Source organism: Marinobacter lipolyticus (assembly GCF_018424605.1).
Classification (GTDB): domain Bacteria; phylum Pseudomonadota; class Gammaproteobacteria; order Pseudomonadales; family Oleiphilaceae; genus Marinobacter; species Marinobacter lipolyticus_B.
This window is the reverse complement of sequence record NZ_QTKT01000004.1, coordinates 151,942-172,710: the sequence shown is the minus strand read 5'-3', so window position 1 is coordinate 172,710 and position 20,769 is coordinate 151,942. Positions and strand designations below refer to the sequence as shown.

At 62.9% G+C, this 20,769-nt stretch carries 18 protein-coding genes; 7 read left to right on the top strand and 11 right to left on the bottom strand.

Going from position 1 to position 20,769, the window contains the following annotated elements; all coding sequences use genetic code 11:
- Positions 1-58 precede the first annotated feature (58 nt).
- Genes DYI22_RS07700 through argA form a run of 3 tightly spaced genes read left to right on the top strand, consistent with a single transcriptional unit; the run spans position 59 to position 3,826 of the window.
- Positions 59-1,300 carry an acetylornithine deacetylase gene (locus tag DYI22_RS07700; protein WP_213477474.1) on the top strand — a complete coding sequence of 414 codons (1,242 nt, stop codon included), beginning with the start codon at positions 59-61 and terminating at the stop codon, positions 1,298-1,300.
- A gap of 27 nt (positions 1,301-1,327) precedes the next feature.
- Positions 1,328-2,494, top strand: coding sequence for an acetylornithine deacetylase (gene argE / locus DYI22_RS07695; RefSeq protein WP_213477473.1), 1,167 nt, complete (start codon positions 1,328-1,330; stop codon positions 2,492-2,494).
- Positions 2,495-2,518: 24 nt separating this feature from the next.
- The gene (gene argA / locus DYI22_RS07690; protein ID WP_213477472.1) at positions 2,519-3,826 is read left to right on the top strand and encodes an amino-acid N-acetyltransferase; all 1,308 of its coding nucleotides are present in this window, start codon (positions 2,519-2,521) and stop codon (positions 3,824-3,826) included.
- Here argA and DYI22_RS07685 read toward each other — a convergent pair.
- On the bottom strand, positions 3,800-4,870 hold the full coding sequence (locus DYI22_RS07685; protein WP_213477471.1) for an aminopeptidase: 1,071 nt from the start codon (positions 4,868-4,870) through the stop codon (positions 3,800-3,802). The two genes, argA and DYI22_RS07685, sit on opposite strands and share 27 nt — an antisense overlap.
- Before the next feature lie 155 nt (positions 4,871-5,025).
- Here DYI22_RS07685 and DYI22_RS07680 point away from each other — a divergent pair, with 155 nt between their 5' ends.
- Both DYI22_RS07680 and DYI22_RS07675 read left to right on the top strand, forming a co-directional pair.
- Entirely contained in the window at positions 5,026-8,790 is a 3,765-nt protein-coding gene (locus DYI22_RS07680) for a DUF1631 family protein (protein ID WP_213477470.1), read from the top strand.
- 19 nt (positions 8,791-8,809) lie between these two features.
- Complete coding sequence (locus DYI22_RS07675; RefSeq protein WP_213477469.1) at positions 8,810-9,676, top strand: phosphoribulokinase; 867 nt, start codon at positions 8,810-8,812, stop codon at positions 9,674-9,676.
- A 10-nt stretch (positions 9,677-9,686) separates the two neighbouring features.
- Here the strand turns inward: DYI22_RS07675 and DYI22_RS07670 are convergent, their stop codons facing one another.
- The 3 genes from DYI22_RS07670 to DYI22_RS07660 form a co-directional block, all read right to left on the bottom strand.
- On the bottom strand, positions 9,687-10,544 hold the full coding sequence (locus DYI22_RS07670; protein ID WP_213477468.1) for a pirin family protein: 858 nt from the start codon (positions 10,542-10,544) through the stop codon (positions 9,687-9,689).
- A 131-nt stretch (positions 10,545-10,675) separates the two neighbouring features.
- Positions 10,676-11,470, bottom strand: a complete 795-nt coding sequence (gene speD, locus DYI22_RS07665) for an adenosylmethionine decarboxylase (RefSeq protein WP_213477467.1) — start codon at positions 11,468-11,470, stop codon at positions 10,676-10,678.
- A 204-nt stretch (positions 11,471-11,674) separates the two neighbouring features.
- Positions 11,675-12,097 carry an OsmC family protein gene (locus DYI22_RS07660; RefSeq protein WP_213477466.1) on the bottom strand — a complete coding sequence of 141 codons (423 nt, stop codon included), beginning with the start codon at positions 12,095-12,097 and terminating at the stop codon, positions 11,675-11,677.
- A gap of 228 nt (positions 12,098-12,325) precedes the next feature.
- Between DYI22_RS07660 and crp the strand changes: the two genes are divergently transcribed.
- Entirely contained in the window at positions 12,326-12,967 is a 642-nt protein-coding gene (gene crp / locus DYI22_RS07655; RefSeq protein ID WP_007153756.1) for a cAMP-activated global transcriptional regulator CRP, read from the top strand.
- Positions 12,968-12,993: 26 nt separating this feature from the next.
- Here crp and DYI22_RS07650 read toward each other — a convergent pair whose 3' ends face one another.
- The 6 genes from DYI22_RS07650 to DYI22_RS07625 all read right to left on the bottom strand — a co-directional run bounded on the left by DYI22_RS07650 (position 12,994) and on the right by DYI22_RS07625 (position 18,881).
- Complete coding sequence (locus DYI22_RS07650) at positions 12,994-13,878, bottom strand: alpha/beta fold hydrolase (protein WP_213477465.1); 885 nt, start codon at positions 13,876-13,878, stop codon at positions 12,994-12,996.
- Between the two features lie 102 nt (positions 13,879-13,980).
- On the bottom strand, positions 13,981-15,060 hold the full coding sequence (gene modC, locus DYI22_RS07645; protein WP_213477464.1) for a molybdenum ABC transporter ATP-binding protein: 1,080 nt from the start codon (positions 15,058-15,060) through the stop codon (positions 13,981-13,983).
- A complete protein-coding gene (gene modB / locus DYI22_RS07640; protein WP_228300883.1) occupies positions 15,060-15,737 on the bottom strand; it encodes a molybdate ABC transporter permease subunit in 678 nt (225 codons plus the stop codon). Before modB ends, modC begins: the two co-directional genes overlap by 1 nt.
- A gap of 173 nt (positions 15,738-15,910) precedes the next feature.
- Complete coding sequence (locus tag DYI22_RS17460) at positions 15,911-16,828, bottom strand: PEP-CTERM sorting domain-containing protein (protein WP_228300882.1); 918 nt, start codon at positions 16,826-16,828, stop codon at positions 15,911-15,913.
- A 165-nt stretch (positions 16,829-16,993) separates the two neighbouring features.
- Positions 16,994-17,905 carry an alpha/beta hydrolase gene (locus DYI22_RS07630; RefSeq protein WP_213477463.1) on the bottom strand — a complete coding sequence of 304 codons (912 nt, stop codon included), beginning with the start codon at positions 17,903-17,905 and terminating at the stop codon, positions 16,994-16,996.
- A gap of 10 nt (positions 17,906-17,915) precedes the next feature.
- The gene (locus tag DYI22_RS07625; RefSeq protein WP_213477462.1) at positions 17,916-18,881 is read right to left on the bottom strand and encodes a sterol desaturase family protein; all 966 of its coding nucleotides are present in this window, start codon (positions 18,879-18,881) and stop codon (positions 17,916-17,918) included.
- A gap of 141 nt (positions 18,882-19,022) precedes the next feature.
- Between DYI22_RS07625 and DYI22_RS07620 the strand changes: the two genes are divergently transcribed.
- Entirely contained in the window at positions 19,023-20,009 is a 987-nt protein-coding gene (locus DYI22_RS07620) for a helix-turn-helix domain-containing protein (protein ID WP_228300908.1), read from the top strand.
- Here DYI22_RS07620 and DYI22_RS07615 read toward each other — a convergent pair.
- Positions 19,999-20,736 carry a glutathione S-transferase family protein gene (locus tag DYI22_RS07615; RefSeq protein ID WP_213477460.1) on the bottom strand — a complete coding sequence of 246 codons (738 nt, stop codon included), beginning with the start codon at positions 20,734-20,736 and terminating at the stop codon, positions 19,999-20,001. The genes DYI22_RS07620 and DYI22_RS07615 overlap by 11 nt on opposite strands.
- Positions 20,737-20,769 lie beyond the last annotated feature (33 nt).

Sequence of the window (20,769 nt, the reverse complement as noted above, 5' to 3'; positions counted from 1 at the left end):
ATTTCGAAGAGGTAGCCCGGCCGGGCATACGCTGGCTGCCGGGCAAGAGGATGTATTGATGAAACGCCTGCTGAGCTTTGTGGTTGTGGTGGTAGTGTTCGGCTGGCTGCTGTTCAAGGCGGCGGTCTGGTGGCTGGCGGATCAGCGCCTGGCCGAAGCACGGGAAGCGTTTGAGCACCTGGGGGTGATTGAGCGCGGCACCATCAGTTCCGGCATTGAAGGCCGGTTGCTGCTCAGCGGCGCCAGTTACCAGGATTTCCGCTTGGCGGGGCCGCTGGAAGCCGGTCGCGTAAGCTTTGATGCCGGTTCACCGGTGAATCTGCTGATGGCACTGATCGACCCGGGCAACCTGCCGCCGGCCTGGACAGTGCGGGGCGAGCAGCTTGCGCTCGTTCTGGAAGCCACCATGTTCCGCAACTGGGTGACCGCCGCCGGCAACACCAGTGAGGCGCTGTTTGTGCCGGTGTGCGGTCCGGATCACCGGCAGCAGCTGGGCAGCGGCGACCTGATGCGGATGGGCATAGAGGGTATTGCCGGTGAGGTACTGATTCACCAGCAGCCTGATCAATTGTATCTGGAGGTCACCACCGACCGCGCTGGCAGTCTCGAGGTTAGCTGGCCGGGGGCGCGGCTGGACTTGCTGAATCCGGGTGCGCTGGCGCAGACGGCGGACGGCCCGGCCCGGGTCACGCTGCGGGACGGCGGCCTGATGCGCAGAATTGCGGCCTATTGTGCCCGGGAATCGGCAGTGACCACCGAGCAGTGGACCGCCATCGTGATGCAGGCCTTTCGTCAGGGCCTGAACGCCCGTGGTTTCGAGGCCAGCGATCAATTGCTGGCGCTCTACCGCCAGTGGCTGACCGAGGGGGGCGAAGTGACGCTGGCGCTCAACCCCTCGCGCCCGGTGATGGGTGTTCCGGTGCACCAGGCAGAGCAGCCCGCGCCGGGCATGCTGCAGGTCAGCTACAATGGGCAGACCGTGCCCGATGTTTACCTGAGGGCGGTGGCTCCCCCGGAGCCCGACGTTGCCGGCGAGGCGGTTCAGCCCGTGGTCCCGGAAGGCGAAGGCCGTCCGGTCGCCGGCTGGTACCCCGGGGAGGTGGCGGACGCCGCTCGCTGGGCGGGGCACACCGTGAAGGTGACCCTGTCGAACGGTAATGTGGTGGAGGGCCGGCTGGCCAGTGTGGGGGAAACGACACTGGAAATTGCCCGCGTGGTGGGTGGCGGAGAAGTTGCCTACCCCATCGTTATTCGCGCCATTGAGTCACTGGAGGTCTGGCGGCGCGGCCAGGCCCGTTGATCCCACAGCGGATCGGGGAAGCGTGTTATGTCTGAGACAACGAACACCGGGAGCGTGCCGGGCATCCGCGACATGCTGGCCAGGCTCATCTCCCTGCCTTCCATCAGCAGTGCCACGCCGGAATGGGACCACAGCAACGAAGCGGTGGTGCAGACCCTGGCCGGCTGGCTGGAGCCATTGGGATTTGCCATTGAAACGATGCCGGTGCCCGACATGCCGGGCAAATACAATCTGATTGCCACCCTGGGCAGCGGCCCGGGCGGACTGGTGCTGTCGGGGCACACCGACACGGTGCCGTTCGACGACAAGCGCTGGCAAAGCGACCCCTTCACCCTGACCGAGCGGGACAACCGCTGGTACGGGCTGGGTACCTGCGACATGAAAGGCTTCTTCCCGCTGGCCATAGAGGCGGCGCGGGCGTTTGCCGGCCAACCGCTCAAGCAACCGTTGATCATTCTGGCCACCGCGGATGAGGAAAGCTCGATGAACGGTGCCCGGGCGCTGGCGGAAGCCGGGCGACCGAAAGCCCGCTATGCGGTGATCGGCGAGCCGACCGGGCTGAAACCGGTGCGTATGCACAAGGGCATCATGATGGAGCGACTGGCCTTTGAGGGTCAGTCCGGTCATTCCTCCGATCCGGCGCTGGGCCGCAATGCCATGGAAGGGATGCACGAAGCCCTTGGCGAATTGCTGGCGCTGCGCGCCGCCTGGCAGGAACAATACCAGAACCCCAATTTCGCGGTGCAGGTGCCGACGCTGAACCTGGGGTGCATCCACGGTGGCGATAATCCCAACCGCATCTGTGCCCGCTGTGAGCTGCACTTCGATCTGCGACCGCTGCCGGGCATGGATATGGACAGTCTGCGCCAGGCCATTCTGAACAAGATTCAGCCGGTGGCCGCGCGGCGCGAACTGACCATGGCGTTCGAGCCCCTGTTCGATGGCGTACCGCCGTTCGAGACGCCGGCCGATGCGGAACTGGTGCGTGCCTGCGAGAAACTGACCGGGCACACGGCCCATGCGGTCGCCTTCGCCACCGAGGCGCCCTGGCTGCAGCGGCTGGGTCTGGAAACCCTGGTGATGGGGCCGGGCTCGATTGACCAGGCGCACCAGCCCGACGAGTTTCTGGAACTGTCGCAGCTGGAGCCTACCGTGAAGATCCTCAGGGGATTGATCCAACAGTTCTGCCTGTAACAGACAGGTCATCAGGAGAGACGATTGAAATCCAACGACTGGCTGCACGGATTCCGCCACTCATCCCCGTACATCAATGCCCATCGCGGGCGCACGGTGGTGCTGACCATTGGCGGCGATGCCATTGCCCACGACAACTTTATCAACATCATTCACGACATCGCCTTGCTGAGCAGTCTGGGCGTACGTCTGGTGGTGGTGTTCGGGGCACGTCCGCAGATTCAGGAACGGCTCGACAGCGCCGGTGTGGAGTCGTCGTTCCATCGTGGCCTGCGGATGACGCCGGAAGACCAGCTTCCGCTGGTGCTGCAGGCGGTAGGCGGCCTGCGCGCCCAGCTGGAGAGCCATCTTTCCATGGGGCTGGTGAACTCGCCCATGCACAACGCGCGCATCCGCGTCAGCGGCGGTAATTTCGTCACCGCGCGCCCGGTCGGCGTCCTCGACGGTATCGATTTCGGTTACACCGGCCGGGTGCGCCGGGTCGACGTCGCCGGCATCGAAAAGCTGCTGGAACTGGGCCACATCGTGTTGCTGCCGCCCCAGGGCTATTCGCCGACCGGCGACACCTTCAATCTATCCTACGAAGACGTGGGCAGCCAGGTGGCGGCGGCGCTGCAGGCGGAGAAACTGATCATGTTCATTGACGATCAGGGGCTGCTGGAGCCAGACGGTGCGCTGATTCGTGAATTATCCGCCCGGCAGGCGTCGGAACGGCTGGCAGAGGGCGCGGTCACCGGGCACGATGCCGCGCTGCTGAAGGCGGCCTGCGATGCCTGCGTGAAAGGCGTGCGTCGCGCGCACATTATCAGTTACGTGAACGATGGCGCGCTGCTGGAGGAACTGTTCACCCGCGACGGCGCCGGCACCCTGGTCAGCGGCGATCACTATGAGCAGATCCGTCAGGCCCGGGTTGAGGACATTGGCGGCGTGCTGGAGCTGATCCAGCCATTGGAAGAGCAGGGCATTCTGGTGCGCCGGTCGCGGGAGATGCTGGAAACGGAGATCGATCGGTTTGTGGTGGCCGAGCGTGACGGCACCATCGTGGGCTGCGCAGCGCTGTACCATTACCCCGAGGAAGGCGCCGGGGAGCTGTCCTGCTTCGCCGTTGATCCCAATTATCGCCGTGCTGGCCGCGGCGACGACATCCTGGCGATGGTCGAGAAGCTGGCCCGCAGCCAGGGTGTGGCGCGGCTGTTTGTGCTCACCACCCAGACCGAACACTGGTTCCGCGAACGGGGTTTCCTGCCCTCGACCGTGAAGGAACTGCCGGGGCCCAAGCTGGCGTCGTACAACACCCAGCGCAATTCAAAGGTGTTCGTTAAACCGCTCTGACAGCAATGCGAGCCGGCGAGTGCGCTCCCCGGCATCCTGCGCGGCCAACGCCCGAACCTGCACAAAGAAGTCGGTAAAGTTGTAGTCGTGTTCGCGCAGTAGCTGGCGAAAACCCGGGACGTACTGGTTGTACTGGCGGAACAGCGCGAGGTTGGCGTTGTTGAGGGTGCTGACGGAGTCGCCGAAGGGGCCGGGTTCCTCCCAGCCGGCGGCCAGTGCGTTGTAACGCTCTGCCAGGCCGGCCATCAACTGCTGCTTCTGCTGTCTCAGCTCGGCCACCGGTGCCTGCTCCGCCCGCTGATACAGGCGTTCCAGTGACGCGACGGTATCGTCCACCAGGGCCAGTGTCTGGTTGCGCTGCGCCAGACGTTGCAGGGCCGCGTGGAAACGGGCGCTGTCTCCCCGCTGCTCCAGCCATAACCGCAAGCCTTCCAGTTCCACCGCGGTGGCGAAGCTTTCGTTGAAAGCGGTGTCCTCATCCACGTACACCACCCGGTGAGCCAGTTCGTGAAACATCAGCGCGACCATGCGGTCTTCCGGCAGGCTGGTGAACCCGGAGTGCAGTGGGTCGTCGAACCAGCCCAGGGTGGAGTAAGCGGTGACTCCGCCAATAAAGGTGTCGTAACCGCGAGCCGCGAGCGTGCGCTGCTCCTCACGGGCATCCTCCAGGCGGAAGTAGCCACGATAAGCCTGGCAGCCGGCCACCGGATAGCACCACTGGCGGGGCGTGAGGGAAAACTCCGGCGCCGCCACCAGATTCACCACCACCCAGGGCCGGCCCAGCTCGCTGTATTCCGTGAACGCCTCTCCGACCGGCAATGCCAGTCGCTGCTGGGCAAAGCGGCGCGCCTCCCGCGCTACCGTCAGTTTGCCCGCCAGCGCGGGCGCGGTGTCCGGTGCCTGCAGCAACTCATCGACCGGTTGTGACGACCACATCAGCGAGGCATGGCCGCCGATTGCCTGGCTGTAATAGCCAATGGTCGTACAGCCCGGAAGCACCGCGACCAGTAGCAAAAGCGTATAGATCTGATTAAGCTGTGTCATGGTTCACAAAGTTGCCATGGGTGTGTCCCGCCATGGGATTCACCACTATATTACAGGCATGAATCCGGATTAGTAGCCGGTGGCTGTTGCCACCCTTTCAAGGACCCGGCAGGAGAGTGGACGCTCCTGCAGTTTCGCCAGATATCAGGTAGTGAATGGACCCCAGAGAACGTCGAACAAGCTCCCGGAAGCCCATCAAACTCGCGGCCCAGCTGGATCTCGGGTCGGGTGAGACGTGGCCGTGCCAGATTGCCGACTTCTGTGCCGAGGGGCTGTTCGTGCGCTATTCCGGCGACACCTCCCGTAAACTTGAACGGATTTTCGCCCACGGCCAGCCCGAAGAGTTCATCGTGCGATTCCGTGCGGCGGATGGCAACGGTCGCCATGAACTGCACGTCAACGCGGTACGGCGGATAGAGGGTGCCATGGGGGTTCACTTTACCCGTTCCAATCCCGCGGCGGTGAGCGCCATGCTCAGACAGTGCGGGGCCAGTGGTGAGCAGGACCGCTCGGCGTTGCGTGCGCCCAGTGACCGGGTGCAGTTTGTTCTGCACCAGTCAGCCCGCGCCGTTATCCAGTTCATCGAGCCGTTGATGGACGACTGTTTCCGTCAGATGGACGCGGCGTTGAAGCAGGCCGCTCAGCGAGCCGTCAGTGATCAGCAGGCGAACGATTACATGGACGCTGCAGGTCAGTTGCAGGGCCGTCAGCGGGTGATCTGGCACCAGATGTCCCAGAGCCTGGAGTCGCCCCTCAAACCTGCCCCCAAGGGCTATCCGGGCTCGGAGCTGTCGGTGGTGGACAAGGGCGAGTTCGAGGACTGGCTGACCATCCGGGTCATGGTCACCAAGGCGGACACCCAGTACCGCGGCGAGCTGCTGCAGCTCAAGCTCAGGCTGGACAAGCTCGGAGTGGCCAACGCTACCGGTCACCACAACCCGTTGGGGCCGTCGCTGGTGTGTGAAGCTTTTCACGCCGGGCTGAGCCACCTCAAGGCCAGTCGCGAGGTGGAAAAGGTCTGCCTGAAAGTATTCGAGCAGGCTGTGTTGCAACAGCTCGGGCCACTGTATCAGGAGCTCAACAACATTCTGATTCGCCACGGTGTGTTGCCGGACCTGGATCTAAGCAAGTACCTCAGCGAGCGAACCATCACCACGGATGAGCGCGAGAAGCCGGCACCCACTGCGCCCGCGGCAGCGCCCCGGAGTGCGGCTGACAAACCAGCGCCGCCACCGGAAACAGCCGGGGCCGCTGCGGGGCGGGACCGCCGCCCGTCGCCGGGGCGGGCGCCGCAGGAGTTTCGCGGGTATGCCCACGCGGCCCAGACCGCGTTTGCCACCGTGCGCAATCTGATTGGCACGCTGGCCTCAAGCCGGGCGGCGCGGGGGGATCTCGAACCGCCGGCCTTTGCCCCCACGGCGCGCCCGCTGTCCGCCGGTGAACTGCACCGGGAACTGCAGCAGCTTCAGGTGGAAACCGCCGATGCCGCCGCCGGCCAGCCAAGCCTGCGTGAGCGTGTGGTGGAGCGGGTAAAGCACGGTGGCGACCTCGCGCTGAATGAGGAGCAACAGGGCACGCTTGATGTGGTGGACCGTTTTTTCCGCAGCGTGGTGGAGAGCCCGAAGCTGAGCGAGTATGCCCAGAGCCGGATGCGCCAGCTGGAGGTGCCGGTGCTCAAGATCGTTATGCGCGATCCCGCGTTTTTCGACGATCAGAGCAGCCCGGTTCGTGGTGTGATGAACCGGCTGGCCCAGCTGGGCGTCAAGGGTGGCCGTATCAACCCGGTTGTGCAGCGCCGGATTGATGAACTGATCCATCGCATTACCACGGATTTTGAGCAGGATACCGGGGTTTTTGACGCCACCCTGAAGGAACTGAACACGCTGATCGACCGGCAGAACCTGGTCTATCGCCGCAACGTGGAGCGGGTGACTGCCGCCGCCGAAGGCGCGCAGAAGGTGGCGGAATCCAAGGCCGCGGTGGCCGAGGTGCTGAACCGGAAGCTGGCCGGGCGACGGGTGCCCCGGGCCCTGTTGAGTCTGCTGGACGGCGGCTGGCGCGATCTGTTGTCACTGACCTGGATTCGCCAGGGCCAGGACAGCCCGTTGTGGCAGGACTATCTGTCGGTGATTGATTCGCTGCTGGCGTTTGCGGATGACCCGAAGGCCGGCGTCAACCTGCCGGAATTGCTGCGGGTGATTCAGGACGGCCTGGCTTCCATCTCCAGCAACCACATGCCGTCGTCGCAGATCCGTGACGAGCTCAAGCAGTTTCTGGTGCGCAGCGCCGAACAGCCGCCGGAAATGGTGGATATGCCCGCGGCGCCGTCTCAGGAAGACCGGGCACACACGCTGTCAGAGCGAGAACAGAAAAGCCTGCAGCGCTGGATACATCGGGCGCAACAATTGCGCACCGGCGACTGGCTGCGGGATCAGGAGAATCCGGATGAGCCCCAGTACATCCGGCTGGTATGGATTGCCCGCGGTTTCAGCCGTTTTGTCTTCGTCAACCATCAGGGCATGCGGGTGGTAGAGCTGGACCTGGAGGCCCTGGCCCGTCAGATGCGCAAGGGCATTGTGGTGCCGGACAACCAGTACGATCGTCCGCTGGTCGACGAGAGCCTGGATCGCATGGTACGCAAGGTGTATGACCAGCTGTCCTGGGCGTCGACCCACGATGAGCTGACCGGCCTGCTCGGACGACGTGAATTCGAACGCATGCTGGACCAGCAGCTGGCGCGTCGGGAGGACGAGCGGGCGCTGGTGCTAATGGATCTGCGGCAGTTCCGCCTGCTCAATGACACGGCCGGCTATCAGGCCGGCGACGATGCCCTGCGCCAGGTGGCGGAATTGCTGCGGGTGCGGGTGGGCGATGGCATGCCGTTGGCGCGGCTCGCCGGTAATGAGTTCGCCTGGCTACTGCCGTCGGAAACCGCCGCCGCCACCGCTCAGGCGATTATCGACGCGATCGAAGCCTGCGATCTGGACTACCACGGCCGCCGCTATCGGCTGTCCGCGAGTATCGGGTTAGCTGGCGAAATGCCGGCACTGGCAACCGCCGAGCGCTGGCTGAGAGCCGCCGAGCAGGCGATGAAAGCCTCCAAGCAACAGGGCCATGGCAAGGTGGTAACTTACACCCTGGACGCCGGCGACCATTCCCGCCAGGAGCAGATTGCCGCCAAAGTGGCCAGTCTGGGGGATCTTGACGAAGAGCGCATGCTGCTGCGCTGTCAGAAAATGATACCGCTGCACGCCGACACCGAGATGTCCGCCCAGTACGAAGTGCTGATCAGCATGTACGACGATGGCGGCAATCTGATCACCGGGCGTGATTTCGTGCGCATGGCGGAACGCTACGACCGCATGCAGGCAGTTGATCGCTGGGTGGTGGGGCATATGCTGGACTGGCTGCGGGACAGGGCGCCGGATCCGGATCATCTCGGTGGTGTCTGTGTGAACCTGTCCGGGTATTCCCTTAACGACCAGTCGTTGCTTGAGTTCATCTATGACAAACTGAGCCAGAAGGACGCCCCGATTGAACGGCTGTGGTTCGAGCTGACGGAAACGGCGGCGATCAACGACCTCGACCGGCTGGCGGGTTTCATGTCGGAAATGAAGGAGCTGGGCTGCCGCTTCTGTCTCGGCAACTTCGGCAGCGGGCCGGTGTCGTTTCAGTTGATGCGCACCCTGCCGGTGGACCTGATCCGGCTCGACAGTGCCTTCACCAGTCAGGTCGACATCAACGACACGGATCGGGCCATGGTCCAGTCGATGGTCGATATGGCCCACTACATGAAGCGGGAAGTGATTGCCTCGCAGGTGGAGTCCCGTGACGTCCTCGACCGGTTGCGGCAGCTGGGGGTGGATTACGCCCAGGGCTTCGTAATCGAAAAGCCCCGTTCGCTGGACAGCCTAAACTAACCGCTGAGCACCGTTTGCCATGTCAAAACGCCATCCCGTTATTGCTGTGACCGGGTCCTCGGGTGCGGGGACCACGACCACCGGCCGGATCTTCAGCCGTATGTTCGCCAGTGAGGGCTACCATGCTGCCATGGTCAGTGGCGACAGTTTCCACCGGTACACCCGCGAGCAGATGGCGCGGCTGGCCGCCAAGGGGCAGTTCGGTGAGCGCAACCACTTTGCGCTGGCGGCCAATCACATCGACAAACTGGAAGCGCTGTTCTACGACTACGGTCACACCGGCAACGGGCAATACCGCCAGTATGTGCACGATGAGGACCAGGGCCTGATTGCCGCGGGTCACAAGCCGGGTACCTTCACGCCCTGGGGGCCGCTGCCGGCGGAGACGGACTTACTGTTCTATGAGGGGCTGCATGGGGGGGTGGTCAGCGACGCGTACAACATTGCCCAGTACGTCGACCTGCTGATCGGCGTGGTGCCCATCGTCAACCTGGAATGGATCCAGAAAATTCACCGGGATACCAACAAGCGCGGCTATTCCCAGGAAGCGGTGGTGGAAACCATCATCAACCGTATGGACGACTACGTGCACGATATCGTGCCGCAGTTTGCCCACACGCACATCAACTTCCAGCGGGTGCCGCTGGTCGATACCTCGAATCCGTTTGTGGTGCGGGATGTGCCGACGGAAGATGAGAGCATGGTGGTGATCCGCTTCCGTGACGCCTCCGAAGTCGACTTCCCCTACCTGCTGCAACTGATTGGCGGCAGCAGCGTATCCCGCCACGACACGCTGGTGATACCCGGCACCAAACTGGGCCTGGCCATGGATCTCATCCTGAGACCCATGGTGGCGCGGTTGATGGCGCAGAAGCCCTTCGCCTGAGGCTGCTCCGTCAGGCGGTCAGCCGGCCGTCGCGGTAGTCCCGCAGGGTCTGCTCGATCTCCTCACGACTGTTCATCACGAACGGGCCATACTGAACCACCGGTTCATTGATCGGCCTGCCGGCAATCAGCAGTAGCCTCGCGCCGGAGCTGCCGGCTTCCAGGCGGATTTCATCGCCGTCACCGAGCACGCTGGCCGACGCCGCTGCCAGTGGCTGGGTCTGTGCGCCCTGGCGCAGTGCGGCGCTGCCTTCGTACAGGTACAGCATGCCGTTCAGCGCCTGGTCCACCGGCAGCGAAACCGCCGCCTCCGCCGTCAGCTGGATATCCATATACAGTGGCCGGGTACTGCCGCCGGTCACGGCGCCGGCCAGATCGCGGCCATCAATGCGGACCTCTCCGGCAATCAGCTTCACCACGGCCCCGTCGAGGGTGAACTCGGGAATGTCTTCGGGCTGCAGGTCGCAATAGCCCGCCGGCTTCATCTTTTCGGCCGCCGGCAGGTTGAGCCAGAGCTGGAACCCGCGCATGCGGCCGGCTTCCTGCTGCGGCATTTCCGAGTGCACGATGCCGCGCCCGGCGGTCATCCATTGCACGCCGCCGTTTTTGAGGTTGCCGCGATTACCCAGATGATCCTCGTGCAACATATGGCCCTCGATCATGTAGGTCACGGTCTCAAAACCCCGGTGCGGGTGGGATGGAAACCCGGCGATGTAGTCCTGGGGCTGGTCGGAACCGAACTCGTCGAGCATCAGAAACGGGTCCAGACGGATGTTCTGATGCTGTCCGATGGACCGTTTGATTTTCACACCGGCACCATCGGAGGTTTCCAGAGCGGGAATGGTTTGCGTGATGGCTCGTAGGGTCATGGTGTCCTCCTTGCGTGGCTATGGTGCTATTAAACGCCAGAGGTCGTCGGGAATAAAACGGAGATTTTCGGGGTGGGGCATCAAAAAAACTGAAGGACCGGCGGAAAGGGGTTCCGCCGGTCGGCGTGCGCTTACTCCACGTTGCGGGAGTAGAAGATTTCCAGCATTTCACGGCGCAGGCGATCCTCGATGGACTTGGCCTCGGCCGGGTCCAGGTCGCTGGCGTTGACGCCAAACACATAGTTGTCCAGGTTGAAGTTCTTCAACATCATCTTGGTGTGGAACAGGTTTTCCTGATACACGTTGACGTCAATCATCTGATAGGCGTTCTGGGTGTCTTCGGTCAGGTAGTTCTGAATCGAGTTGATGTCATGGTCGATGTAATGCTTGGTGCCATCAACATCGCGGGTGAAGCCCCGTACCCGGTAGTCCACGGTGACGACATCGGAATCAAAGCTGTGGATCAGGTAGTTCAGCACCTTCAGCGGCGAGATCAGGCCGCAGGTGGATACGTCAATGTCGGCGCGGAACGTGCTGACCCCATCGTGGGGATGGCTTTCCGGGTAGGTGTGAACGGTCACGTGGCTCTTGTCCAGGTGCGCCACGATGGTGTCCGGCAGCGGCCCCGGTGATTCCTCGTTGTCCGGCTCCTCGCCGTTGGTGAGCTCGTGCTCGGCAATTAGCATGGTTACCGAGGCACCGTGAGGCTCGTAATCCTGACGGGCAATATTGAGAATGTTGGCACCGATGATCTTGACCACGTCGGACAGGATCTGGGTCAGGCGCTCCGCGTTGTACATCTCGTCGATGTAGTCGATGTACGCTTCACGCTGTTCTTCGGTCTGCGCATAACAGATATCGTAAATATTGAAGCTCAGGGATTTGGTCAGGTTGTTGAAACCGTGCAGCTGGAGTTTGGATTCCATGCTCAGCCCCTCCGAATGATGGAGATGAATGACGACAGAAAGCCTGTGCAGGCATTCTGGTGAGGCCGCCACCGATTACTGACCGGGTTGTTCACCTTTTGCGCAGACCGGCGGAGAAGGGTGCGTATTATGCACACCGCGTATCGGGTTGAATAGTCTTCGTAACCACATTTTGACAACGGCGGCGGCCGTGCGCCGTGGCGCCTATTCCGCGTCGCGGATTTCGTGGCTGTGGGTGATCTCCACCCCTGCCTTCTCCAGCATGATGGATGCAGAGCAGTACTTCTCCGCAGACAGGCTGACAGCGCGCTTGACCTGGCTTTCCTTGAGGTTGTGCCCGGTCACCACAAAGTGCAGGTGAATGCGGGTGAAAACCGAGGGAATGGCGTCGGCGCGTTCGGCTTCCAGTTCGGCGTGGCAGGCGGTGACGTCCTGCCGGCTTTTCCTGAGAATGCTCATGACGTCGAAGGAGGAGCAGCCCCCCAGACCCATCAGCAGCATTTCCATCGGGCGCGGCCCCAGGTTCTCGCCGCCGTGATCCGGCGGGCCGTCCATCTGAACGGTGTGTCCGGTGCCGCTGGTGGCTTTGAAGCTGGCGTTGCCGGCCCAGTCTATGGTCGCTTTCATGGTATTTGCTCCACGATACAAAGGGTTCTGGCACGGATGCTAGCACATCACGGTGAACGGCGGCAGCCGCCGCCGGCGGGTGGTCTATACTGTTTCAGGTTGCCGAAACCGGGCCTTCTTGTTATAAGTTGCGGTGATTTTGTCGAAAAATGAATAAACCCGCATGGAAAGTCGGGTGAATAACAATCATCGGGACCCGCCAGTATCTGAGGAGGCATGACTCGCACTATGGCCACTATCGTCAAGCCGGTTGAACAGAAAACCAAGCATCTGGATTATTTCCTTTCGCAATGTCACCGCCGGCGTTACCCCGCCAAGAGCACGATTATCTACGCGGGTGACAAAAGTGATTCGCTGTTTTATATCGTTAAGGGTTCCGTCACGGTCATCATCGAGGATGACGACGGTCGCGAGATGATCATGGCCTACCTCAACGCCGGTGATTTCTTCGGCGAGATGGGCCTGTTCGACAACATGGACTCCCGCAGTGCCTGGGTGAAGGCGAAAACCGAGTGCGAAGTCGCTGAAATCAGCTATACCAAGTTCCGCGAGATTGCCCAGCAGGACCCGCGGGTACTGTACTTCATCGGCGAGCAGATGGCCTCGCGCCTGCGCCAGACCACTCGCAAGGTGGGGGACCTGGCGTTTCTTGATGTCACCGGTCGGGTGGCCCGCACCCTGCTGGATCTGTGCAAGGAACCGGACGCCATGACCCATCCGGACGGCATGCAGATCAAGATCACCCGTCAGGAAATCGGCCGCATCGTTGGCTGTTCCCGCGAAATGGTCGGCCGCGTGCTGAAAACCCTGGAAGACCAGGGCCTGGTGCGGGTCAAAGGCAAAACCATGGTGGTGTACGGTACTCGCTGACAGCCCTGGTGCCGCCGCCGGAGCCGTCAGCTACGGCTAGCCTGCTGTGCAAAGCCGTCGATCCAGCCGGCAACCGCGTCCGGCTGGGTCAGCAAGACCCAGTGGGGCGCGTCGACGTCGCGGCGACTGAGCTTGCCGACCCACTTTCCCAGATCCTCGAATAATTGCTCTCCCACATAATTGTCCTGCGTCGGCACAATCAGCTGCACCGGACAATCTGCCTGCCGTAGCTGCGGTCGCAGCAGTCTGGGTAGAAAGTTCGCCCGGTAGAGTTTTACCCCAAAACGCCCATCGTCGCGTTGGCAACGGTCGAAGGCCGCCTCGCGCACCTGCTCCTGCTTGCGCAGGTAATCCGGCCATACCCGGTCCAGTCCGGCGCGCCAGAGGGCTTCCGGCAACAGTGGTAACTGGAACATGGCGACGTACCAGGAGCTGGCGAGTTGGCCGAGCACCTTACGGGTGCCGCCGTCACGCAGCCGGGTTACGTTGCGCCTGAGCCAGAATGCCACATGATCCAGGCAGGGCCCGGAAATGCTGGTGTAGGAGAGAATCCGCGGTTTCAGGGCGCCGCCGGTAACCGATTCCCAGCTCTGGATCGATCCCCAGTCGTGAGCGGCCAGATGGAAAGGCTGATCGGGAATCACCGCGTCCACCACCGCCGCGAGATCGCCGGCCAGTTGGTTCATGCGGTAATCGCGGGTCCGCGGCGGTTTGTCGGACCGCCCCGCGCCGCGAACGTCGTAACGAATGACGAAGTAGCGATCGGTCAGGTGCTCGCTGACCTTGTCCCACACCGTGTGGTTGTCCGGGTAGCCGTGCACCAGAACCAGTGGCGGCGCCTTGGCAGGGCCTTCGGTGGTGACATACAGGTTAACCCCGTTACTGTTCACCCAGTGTTGCTGTGTCGCCATCGCTCGCTCCTGTTGTGTTGCCGGGATTCCGGAACAACAGGTTAACGGCCGGTGGCGCCAGGCGCCCGTGCCGAGCGGGCCAGATTGTTGGACAGAAGGTGCTCAGTCGACGATGGCAACGGTCTTGATCTGCATCCACACGTCCTTGCCCTCGGTGAGCTGCAGCTGGTGGGCCGCGCGGCTGGTCAACCTGGCGAGGAACGGGGTGCCGCCAGCGGCCAGACGGACCAGGCTGGTGCCGGGGACCTGATCGGCGGCAATGCCGGTGACCCGGGCGGGGATGAGGTTCTGGATGCTCTGGTCATGGTTCGGCGCCAGCGCCAGGCTGATATCCCGCGCCAGCACCTGCAGGCGGACCGGTCGATCGACGGCCAGGCCGGGTTCGTCACGCACCCACAAGCTGCCGCCCTGGAACTCGGCCCGGCACAGGTGCCAGTGCGCGTCGTGCTGGCGAATGGTGGCGTTCACAATGACACCGGCGTCCTCCTCGAGTGCAAAGGGCTGATCGGTACGGGCCAGGGTTTCCTGCAAGGGGCCCTCGGCCACCACCCGGCCGTTGTCCATCATCACCACGTGATCGGCCAGGCGGGCGACTTCGGCGGTGGAATGGGACACATAAATCACCGGAATGGCGAGGGTGCGGTGCAGGTTTTCCAGATAGGGCAGGATGTCCTGCTTGCTTTGGCGGTCCAGCGCCGACAGCGGTTCGTCCATCAGCAGCAGCTGCGGGCTGGTGAGCAGGGCCCTGGCGATGGCCACGCGCTGGCGCTCCCCCCCGGACAGTTGCGCCGGCATCCGCTCGAGCAGGCCGGCAAGGCCGAGCCACGCCACGGCCTGGTCAAAGCCGATCCGGCGTTGATCCCGGGGCACGCGGCGCCAGCCATAGTTGAGATTGCCACGCACCGACAGGTGGGGAAACAGGCTGGGTTCCTGGAACACATAGGCCAGCGGGCGCCGGTGTACCGGCAGGCTCTGGTGTGCGTCCTGCCACCGGTGACCGTTAACCTCCATGTGACCCTCGGCCGGCTGCAGGCCGGCCATGCAGCGCAGCAGCGTGGTCTTGCCGCAGCCGGAATGCCCGAACAGGGCAATCACCCCCTGGGCGGGGAGGGTCAGCGCCACATCCAGCCGGAAATTGTCAAAGTCACAGCGAAAGCGAGCGACGATGCCGGTACCGGTCATTATCGGATCACCCCGCCGGTCACCCGGCCGTTGATGGAGTAAAGACCGACCAGCACGAGGAACGCGAACAGCAGCATACCCCCGGCCAGCCAGTGCGCCTGGGTGTATTCCAGCGCTTCAACGTGGTCGTAAATGGCCACGGACAGCACCCGGGTCTCGCCGGGGATGTTGCCGCCGATCATCAACACCACGCCGAATTCGCCGATGGTGTGGGCAAAGGTCAGAACGGCGGCGGTCAGAAAACCCGGGCGGGCCAGTGGCAATACCACGGTCAGGAACCGGTCCCGCGGCGAGGCGCGCAGGGTTGCGGCCACCTCCAGCAGGCGCTCCTGGATGGTGATAAAGGCGTTATGCAGGGGCTGAACGGTGAACGGCAATGAGTAAATGATGGAGGCGACCACCAGCCCCTCAAAGGTAAATGGCAGCGTGCCCAATCCCAGCGATTGGGTCAGCTGGCCCAATGCACCGTCGGGGGCCAGCAGCAGTAGCAGATAAAATCCGAGCACGGTCGGAGGCAGAACCAGTGGCAGGGCCACCAGGGCGAACACCGGTTGCCGCAGCCAGTGTTGGCTGCGGGCCAGCCACCAGGCCAGCGGGGTGCCAACAAGCAGAAGTGTCAGGGTGGTGATGCCGGCCAGTTTCAGGGTCAGCCATACTGTTTGCCATTCCGGGCTCATGATCGCTCCGTCCGCTGTCCCTGCTGAAGGACGATGGTCGTTGTTATGGGGATATCCTAGCGATCTTTGCCAATGATTTCCCGGAGTTTTCCGGAGCGGGGAGGAGATGGGGCCGGCGTTCGCCGGTGACAAGGGGAAATCGGCCCGCCGCGGTGGCAGCGGGCCGGCCAGGATCAGGCCTGCTTGCGACGGCGCGACAGGTATACGCCGGTCAGGCCGAGGCCCAGCAGAGCGAGGGTGCCCGGCTCGGGAACCTCGTTAACGGGCAGGTCGACGGTGTCGAGGGTTTCGCCCATGACGTAGGAGTAGCTCAGGTTGATCAGCTCGCCGGAAAACAGCGATCCGATGTCGAACCCGAGACCGATGGCGTAGTCGCCGTCGCCGTCAGTGGTGCCGGCGAGGTAGTCGTCGGGATCGATGGACCACGGCGAGGAGACCGCGGTGTTGTGAGGAGTCTCCGACTGGGTGTACAGCCCCAGTGTCAGTCCGGTGCTGGCGCCCTGGGAGTTGACAAAGTCTTCTCCGGCCACGCCGGTGGTGCCGCGGGTGTTGATGGTGTCGTAGGAACCGTAGGAGTTGACGTCCGGATCCGGATCGATGGCCCGTACGAATTTCAGGTCCGTCAGATCCTGCAGCGCGGTGATGGTGGTCAGCACGTCAATGCGCTCGTCACTGTCGTTGAAGGAATAGCTGTGGCTGATGGTAAACCAGCTGCCGTACTGACCGTCCCAGGTTACCTGATTGTCGAAGCTGCCACCGCTGAGATCCGCCGGGCCGCTGACGGTGCTGATCTGATTGGGGTAGCCAGAGTTGTTGTTGCCAACGACGCCGGTCTGGCTGGATTTGACACCGAACCATTCCCACGGGGTGCCCGGGGTCAGGTAGTCTTCCGGCCCCCAGCTGCGGGAACCACTGGGGTCGTGGATGATGCCCGGATCGGCAGTGCCGCCAGCGCCCAGTGTGCCGTTGTCGCCGACGGCGGTACGAACAAAATCCCCTTCCATAACGATCGGTGCCGCGGTGGCGGTACCGGCCATCAGTGCGCCGGCCATGGCGAGGGGGATAAGGTGGGTGTTAACGCTCAAACGCATATGTAACTTCTCCGTGTCATAGTGAATGCATTTCCTGCGTGGCCACGGATAGCAATTTACGGTCCTGCGCTGTATTAATTTAGATAAATCAGTCGAGTAGATGTTTCCCGGGTCAGCCGTTGAGGTTCTGGAAAGGAGGAGTATGTAAAATGGTCTGACAGTCGGTTACCGGTTATCGGCCGGTACAATGGCCCGGTACAGCGACTGCCACGCGTCGTTGGCGTTGATTTCATTCAACATTTCATGGCGTCCGCCCTTGAACAGGGTCAGCGTGACATCGTCGATGCCGGCTCGCTGCAGGTCGCGGTAGTGACGATCAACGCCCTTGCCCATTTCGCCCACGGGATCGCAGTCACCGGAGATCAGCCGCACCGGTATATCCCGCCGCCATTCACGGGGGTTGATCGACAGCATGCCTCCGATGAAATCGAGCCACAGGCCGGTGGTGCAGCGGAAGCCACACAGCGGGTCGCTGGCATAGCGATCCACCTGCGCCTGATCACGGCTGAGCCAGTCGTGCTCAGTCCGGTTCGGTCGAAACCGGCGGTTGAATTTGTCGAAAGTGAGTTTTGCCACGGTGTTGCTGCGGTGGCGCCGGCCGTAACGAGCGGCAATGGCGCCGATCAGGGCCCTGGAAGCCTGAAGTTGCGGGCGATGGATACGGTTGGTGGCGCTGAGCACCAGCCGGTCGATGGTGTGTCCGTGGCTCTGGACGTAACTCTGGGCGATGAACGAGCCCATGCTGTGACCGAGCAGGGTCAGTGGATGACGAGGGTGGCGTTCACGGGCGTGCCGGATGACCTGCGCCAGATCGCTGACGACTTTCTGCCAGCCCTGCTCATCGGCGTAATGCCCGAGCTCATCTGTGGGGCAGTCGCGGCCGTGACCACGGTGGTCGTAGGTAAACACGGCAATCTGACGGTCGTTCAGCCAACGTGCCAGTTCGCTGTATCGGCCGCTGTGTTCCGCCATGCCGTGGGCGATTACCAGCGTCGCCACCGGTTCTTCAGGTTCGAAGGCATTGACCCGGATGGCGTGGCCATCGGGTGCGCTCAGGCTGACGGACTGCTCCGGCACGGTGATCTCCTTATCTTTTGTTGTTGTTCGTGGCGCAGTCTAGCGAATCGTCGGAGATTTCGGAACGCTCCCATTCCGGTGGGCGCCACAGATGTTGGATGCGGGCGCCGAGTTTGCCGGGGCGGGCCATGGCCCGAAACAGGTCGACGTACTCATGGGTCCATAACACGATCAGGTTGTTCGATGACACCGGCCGGGTGATGCCGTACTCCGGCGGGTGGCCCGGATCCTCGTTCACAAAGGTGCCGAACAGCCGGTCCCAGACAATCAATGTGCCGCCATAATTGCGATCAATGTAGCCGGGATTGCGGCCGTGATGCACGCGGTGGTGGCTGGGGGTGTTGAACACCGCTTCCACCCAGCCCGGCAGGCGCCTCACCAGCGTGGTGTGGATAAAGAACTGGTACACCAGCGAGAGCGCGTAGGCGATGCCGATCCACACCGGATTGAAGCCAATCAGCGCCAGCGGCAGGTAGAAGGCCCAGCCGCCGTTGAAGATGTTGGTGGCGTTCTGGCGCATGGCGGTGGAAAAGTTCATGCGCTCGGAGGAGTGGTGCACCACATGGGCGGCCCAGAACCAGCGCATGCGGTGGCTGGCCCGGTGCATCCAGTAGAAGCAGAAGTCCACTCCCAGAAAGGTGAGGGCACCGGTCAGCCAGCTCAACTCCAGATCCAGAAGCCGATAGTGGTAACACAGGGCGTAGACGGGAAACGCAATGATGCCCGCAAACAGCAATTCGGTCAGCTGATAGCCGGCACCCAAGGCGAAATTGCGCACCGCCTCGCCGGTGTCCATCAACGCCGGATCATGGCGAATCTTCAGGTACTCCCACAGCGCTACCGTGACGAACACCGGGGTGGCCACCATAAAGATAAGCTGCCGCTCGTCCAGCGCCAGCCAGGGCGCCGCAATCTGCCAGAGCGCCAGCAACCCGCTGTTCTCCAGCACCGTTTGCATCATGTCGTATAAAGCCATGGTCGGTTCCGCTGATATCGATTGCCAATGGCCCCATTTTTACCGGGATGCCTGCTGGTGAATTGACGATTGACGTCATTAAATTGATAATCGGTGCCACATTCAGGGTCGACAGAGTGTTGGGCGAACGTGGCAAGAGTGATGAGGGTGACCGGGCCCTGGACCGGTTTGCTGGCCGACTGGCTGGACCAGCAGCAACTGGACGCTCCGGCACTGCGGCCGGAGCTGGCGCGCTGGTCGGCGCAGGACAACGTGCCGGTACCGGTGTGGCGGGACCTGCTGGCGCGGGGGCTGGCGTTGCGCCCGGATCATGCCGCGCCGGAACTGGAGGTCGGCAGCTGCGTGCGCCCGGGGCATGTGGGGGTCCTCGGATATCTGGTGCTGGCGTCCGACACCCTGGGCGAGGCCATGCTGGCGTATCAGCGCTACGAAACCCTGTTCTACGGGACTACACTGGCGGAGATTGCGATCGAGGGCGATCAGGCGGAGATGCGCTGGCCGCCGTCGGAAGAGGAGCTGGGTCAGCAGGCCGATGGTGCCGCCATCGCCGCCCTGGTCACCTTTCTGAGACGCCAGATCAACAGCCCGCCGCCGCCCTCAGGTGTCTCCTTTCTGGGATCGGTGAGTTCTGAGGCGGCCGCAGCATACACCCGATTCTTCGGCTGCCCGGTACGCTGGAACGACAGCCATGTACGGGTACGTTTCCCCGTGCAATACCTGAGTATCCCGATGCCGCGGCGAGACCCCACCCTGAGGGCGTTGCTGGATCGACAGGCCCAGGCGCTGATGCGGGCGTTGCCCGGCAGCTCCGAAACCGAGCGGCAACTGCAGCAGGTGCTGCTGAAACTGCTGGCGGATGGTGAGCCGACCCTGCCCCGTGCCGCCGCGGCCATGCATATGTCACCGCGCACCCTGCAACGCCGGCTGGCCCGCCATGGGCTGAGCTGGCAGCAGTGGCTTGATCGCAGCCGGGAACAGCTGGCCGGGCACTATCTGGGGGACGGCTCGCTGACGCTGACAGACATTGCTCTGCTGCTCGGGTTTTCGGAACAGAGTGCGTTTACCCGCGCCTATCAGCGCTGGACCAGCACGTCCCCCGGGCGCGCTCGCCGCCAGGTCAGCGGTTAGCCCGGTAGAGTTTTTCCAGGGGTTGCAGCTGCGGCTGCCAGTCCTGCAGCCAGGAACGGATTTCAGCGGGAATGCGGTCGGTTTTGGGCCAGGGCACCGGATACTGCGGCGGCTGAAACAGGGGCGAAAACAAACTGGCCGCGGTCAGATCGGCACGGGTGAAGGTATCCCCCACCAGATAGGGGCGTGAACGGTAGGCATCGGCGAGTTCGGTCAACAGCGCTTCCATGGTCTGGCGCGAGGATGCCGCCGTCGTTTCGTTGATTTTCATCCATTTGCGCATGATCTCGTCCACCCGGCTGAAGGCCAGCCGGAGCGCCAGACGGTTATAGAACGGCGTCTGCGCGGCCAGCATCGGTACCACGACCTTGGGGCGCTGGAGAAAATGGTGGTACGAATAGCAGCGCACCGCCGGGCCGGCTTGTTCGTCAAGACGCTTTTCCCACGCCAGCGCCGCTGCTTTTTCGTCGGCATCGGCGGGAGTGAGCGGTCGGTCAGGGAAGGTGGCGTCAAGATAGTCCAGAATCTGCGCCGAGCCCTGCACAATGTGACCGTCGTGGTCCAGCACCGGCACAGACGAATCCGCGCGGGTGAGCTGTCGTATGGTGTTAATATGCTGGCCGGGCAACAGGCTGTGGATTTCCGCGTGCAATCCTTTGTAATCCAGTGCCCAGCGGATTTTCTCGCAGTAGTGTGAGATGGCAAACTGGTAGAGCTTCATGGTCATCGGGAAATTCTCCTGGGGCCTTGGAATGATTGC

What these genes read in the sequence shown, in the direction of transcription:
- crp (WP_007153756.1), top strand. Translation starts at nt 12,326, where the DNA reads ATGGCCACTATCGTCAAGCCGGTTGAACAGAAAACCAAGCATCTGGAT.
- DYI22_RS07620 (WP_228300908.1), top strand. Translation starts at nt 19,023, where the DNA reads ATGAGGGTGACCGGGCCCTGGACCGGTTTGCTGGCCGACTGGCTGGAC.
- DYI22_RS07685 (WP_213477471.1), bottom strand. Translation starts at nt 4,870, where the DNA reads ATGACACAGCTTAATCAGATCTATACGCTTTTGCTACTGGTCGCGGTG.
- DYI22_RS07700 (WP_213477474.1), top strand. Translation starts at nt 59, where the DNA reads ATGAAACGCCTGCTGAGCTTTGTGGTTGTGGTGGTAGTGTTCGGCTGG.
- modB (WP_228300883.1), bottom strand. Translation starts at nt 15,737, where the DNA reads ATGAGCCCGGAATGGCAAACAGTATGGCTGACCCTGAAACTGGCCGGC.
- DYI22_RS07670 (WP_213477468.1), bottom strand. Translation starts at nt 10,544, where the DNA reads ATGACCCTACGAGCCATCACGCAAACCATTCCCGCTCTGGAAACCTCC.
- DYI22_RS07680 (WP_213477470.1), top strand. Translation starts at nt 5,026, where the DNA reads ATGGACCCCAGAGAACGTCGAACAAGCTCCCGGAAGCCCATCAAACTC.
- DYI22_RS07660 (WP_213477466.1), bottom strand. Translation starts at nt 12,097, where the DNA reads ATGAAAGCGACCATAGACTGGGCCGGCAACGCCAGCTTCAAAGCCACC.
- DYI22_RS07675 (WP_213477469.1), top strand. Translation starts at nt 8,810, where the DNA reads ATGTCAAAACGCCATCCCGTTATTGCTGTGACCGGGTCCTCGGGTGCG.
- modC (WP_213477464.1), bottom strand. Translation starts at nt 15,060, where the DNA reads ATGACCGGTACCGGCATCGTCGCTCGCTTTCGCTGTGACTTTGACAAT.
- argE (WP_213477473.1), top strand. Translation starts at nt 1,328, where the DNA reads ATGTCTGAGACAACGAACACCGGGAGCGTGCCGGGCATCCGCGACATG.
- DYI22_RS07650 (WP_213477465.1), bottom strand. Translation starts at nt 13,878, where the DNA reads ATGGCGACACAGCAACACTGGGTGAACAGTAACGGGGTTAACCTGTAT.
- speD (WP_213477467.1), bottom strand. Translation starts at nt 11,470, where the DNA reads ATGGAATCCAAACTCCAGCTGCACGGTTTCAACAACCTGACCAAATCC.
- DYI22_RS07615 (WP_213477460.1), bottom strand. Translation starts at nt 20,736, where the DNA reads ATGACCATGAAGCTCTACCAGTTTGCCATCTCACACTACTGCGAGAAA.
- DYI22_RS07625 (WP_213477462.1), bottom strand. Translation starts at nt 18,881, where the DNA reads ATGGCTTTATACGACATGATGCAAACGGTGCTGGAGAACAGCGGGTTG.
- DYI22_RS17460 (WP_228300882.1), bottom strand. Translation starts at nt 16,828, where the DNA reads ATGCGTTTGAGCGTTAACACCCACCTTATCCCCCTCGCCATGGCCGGC.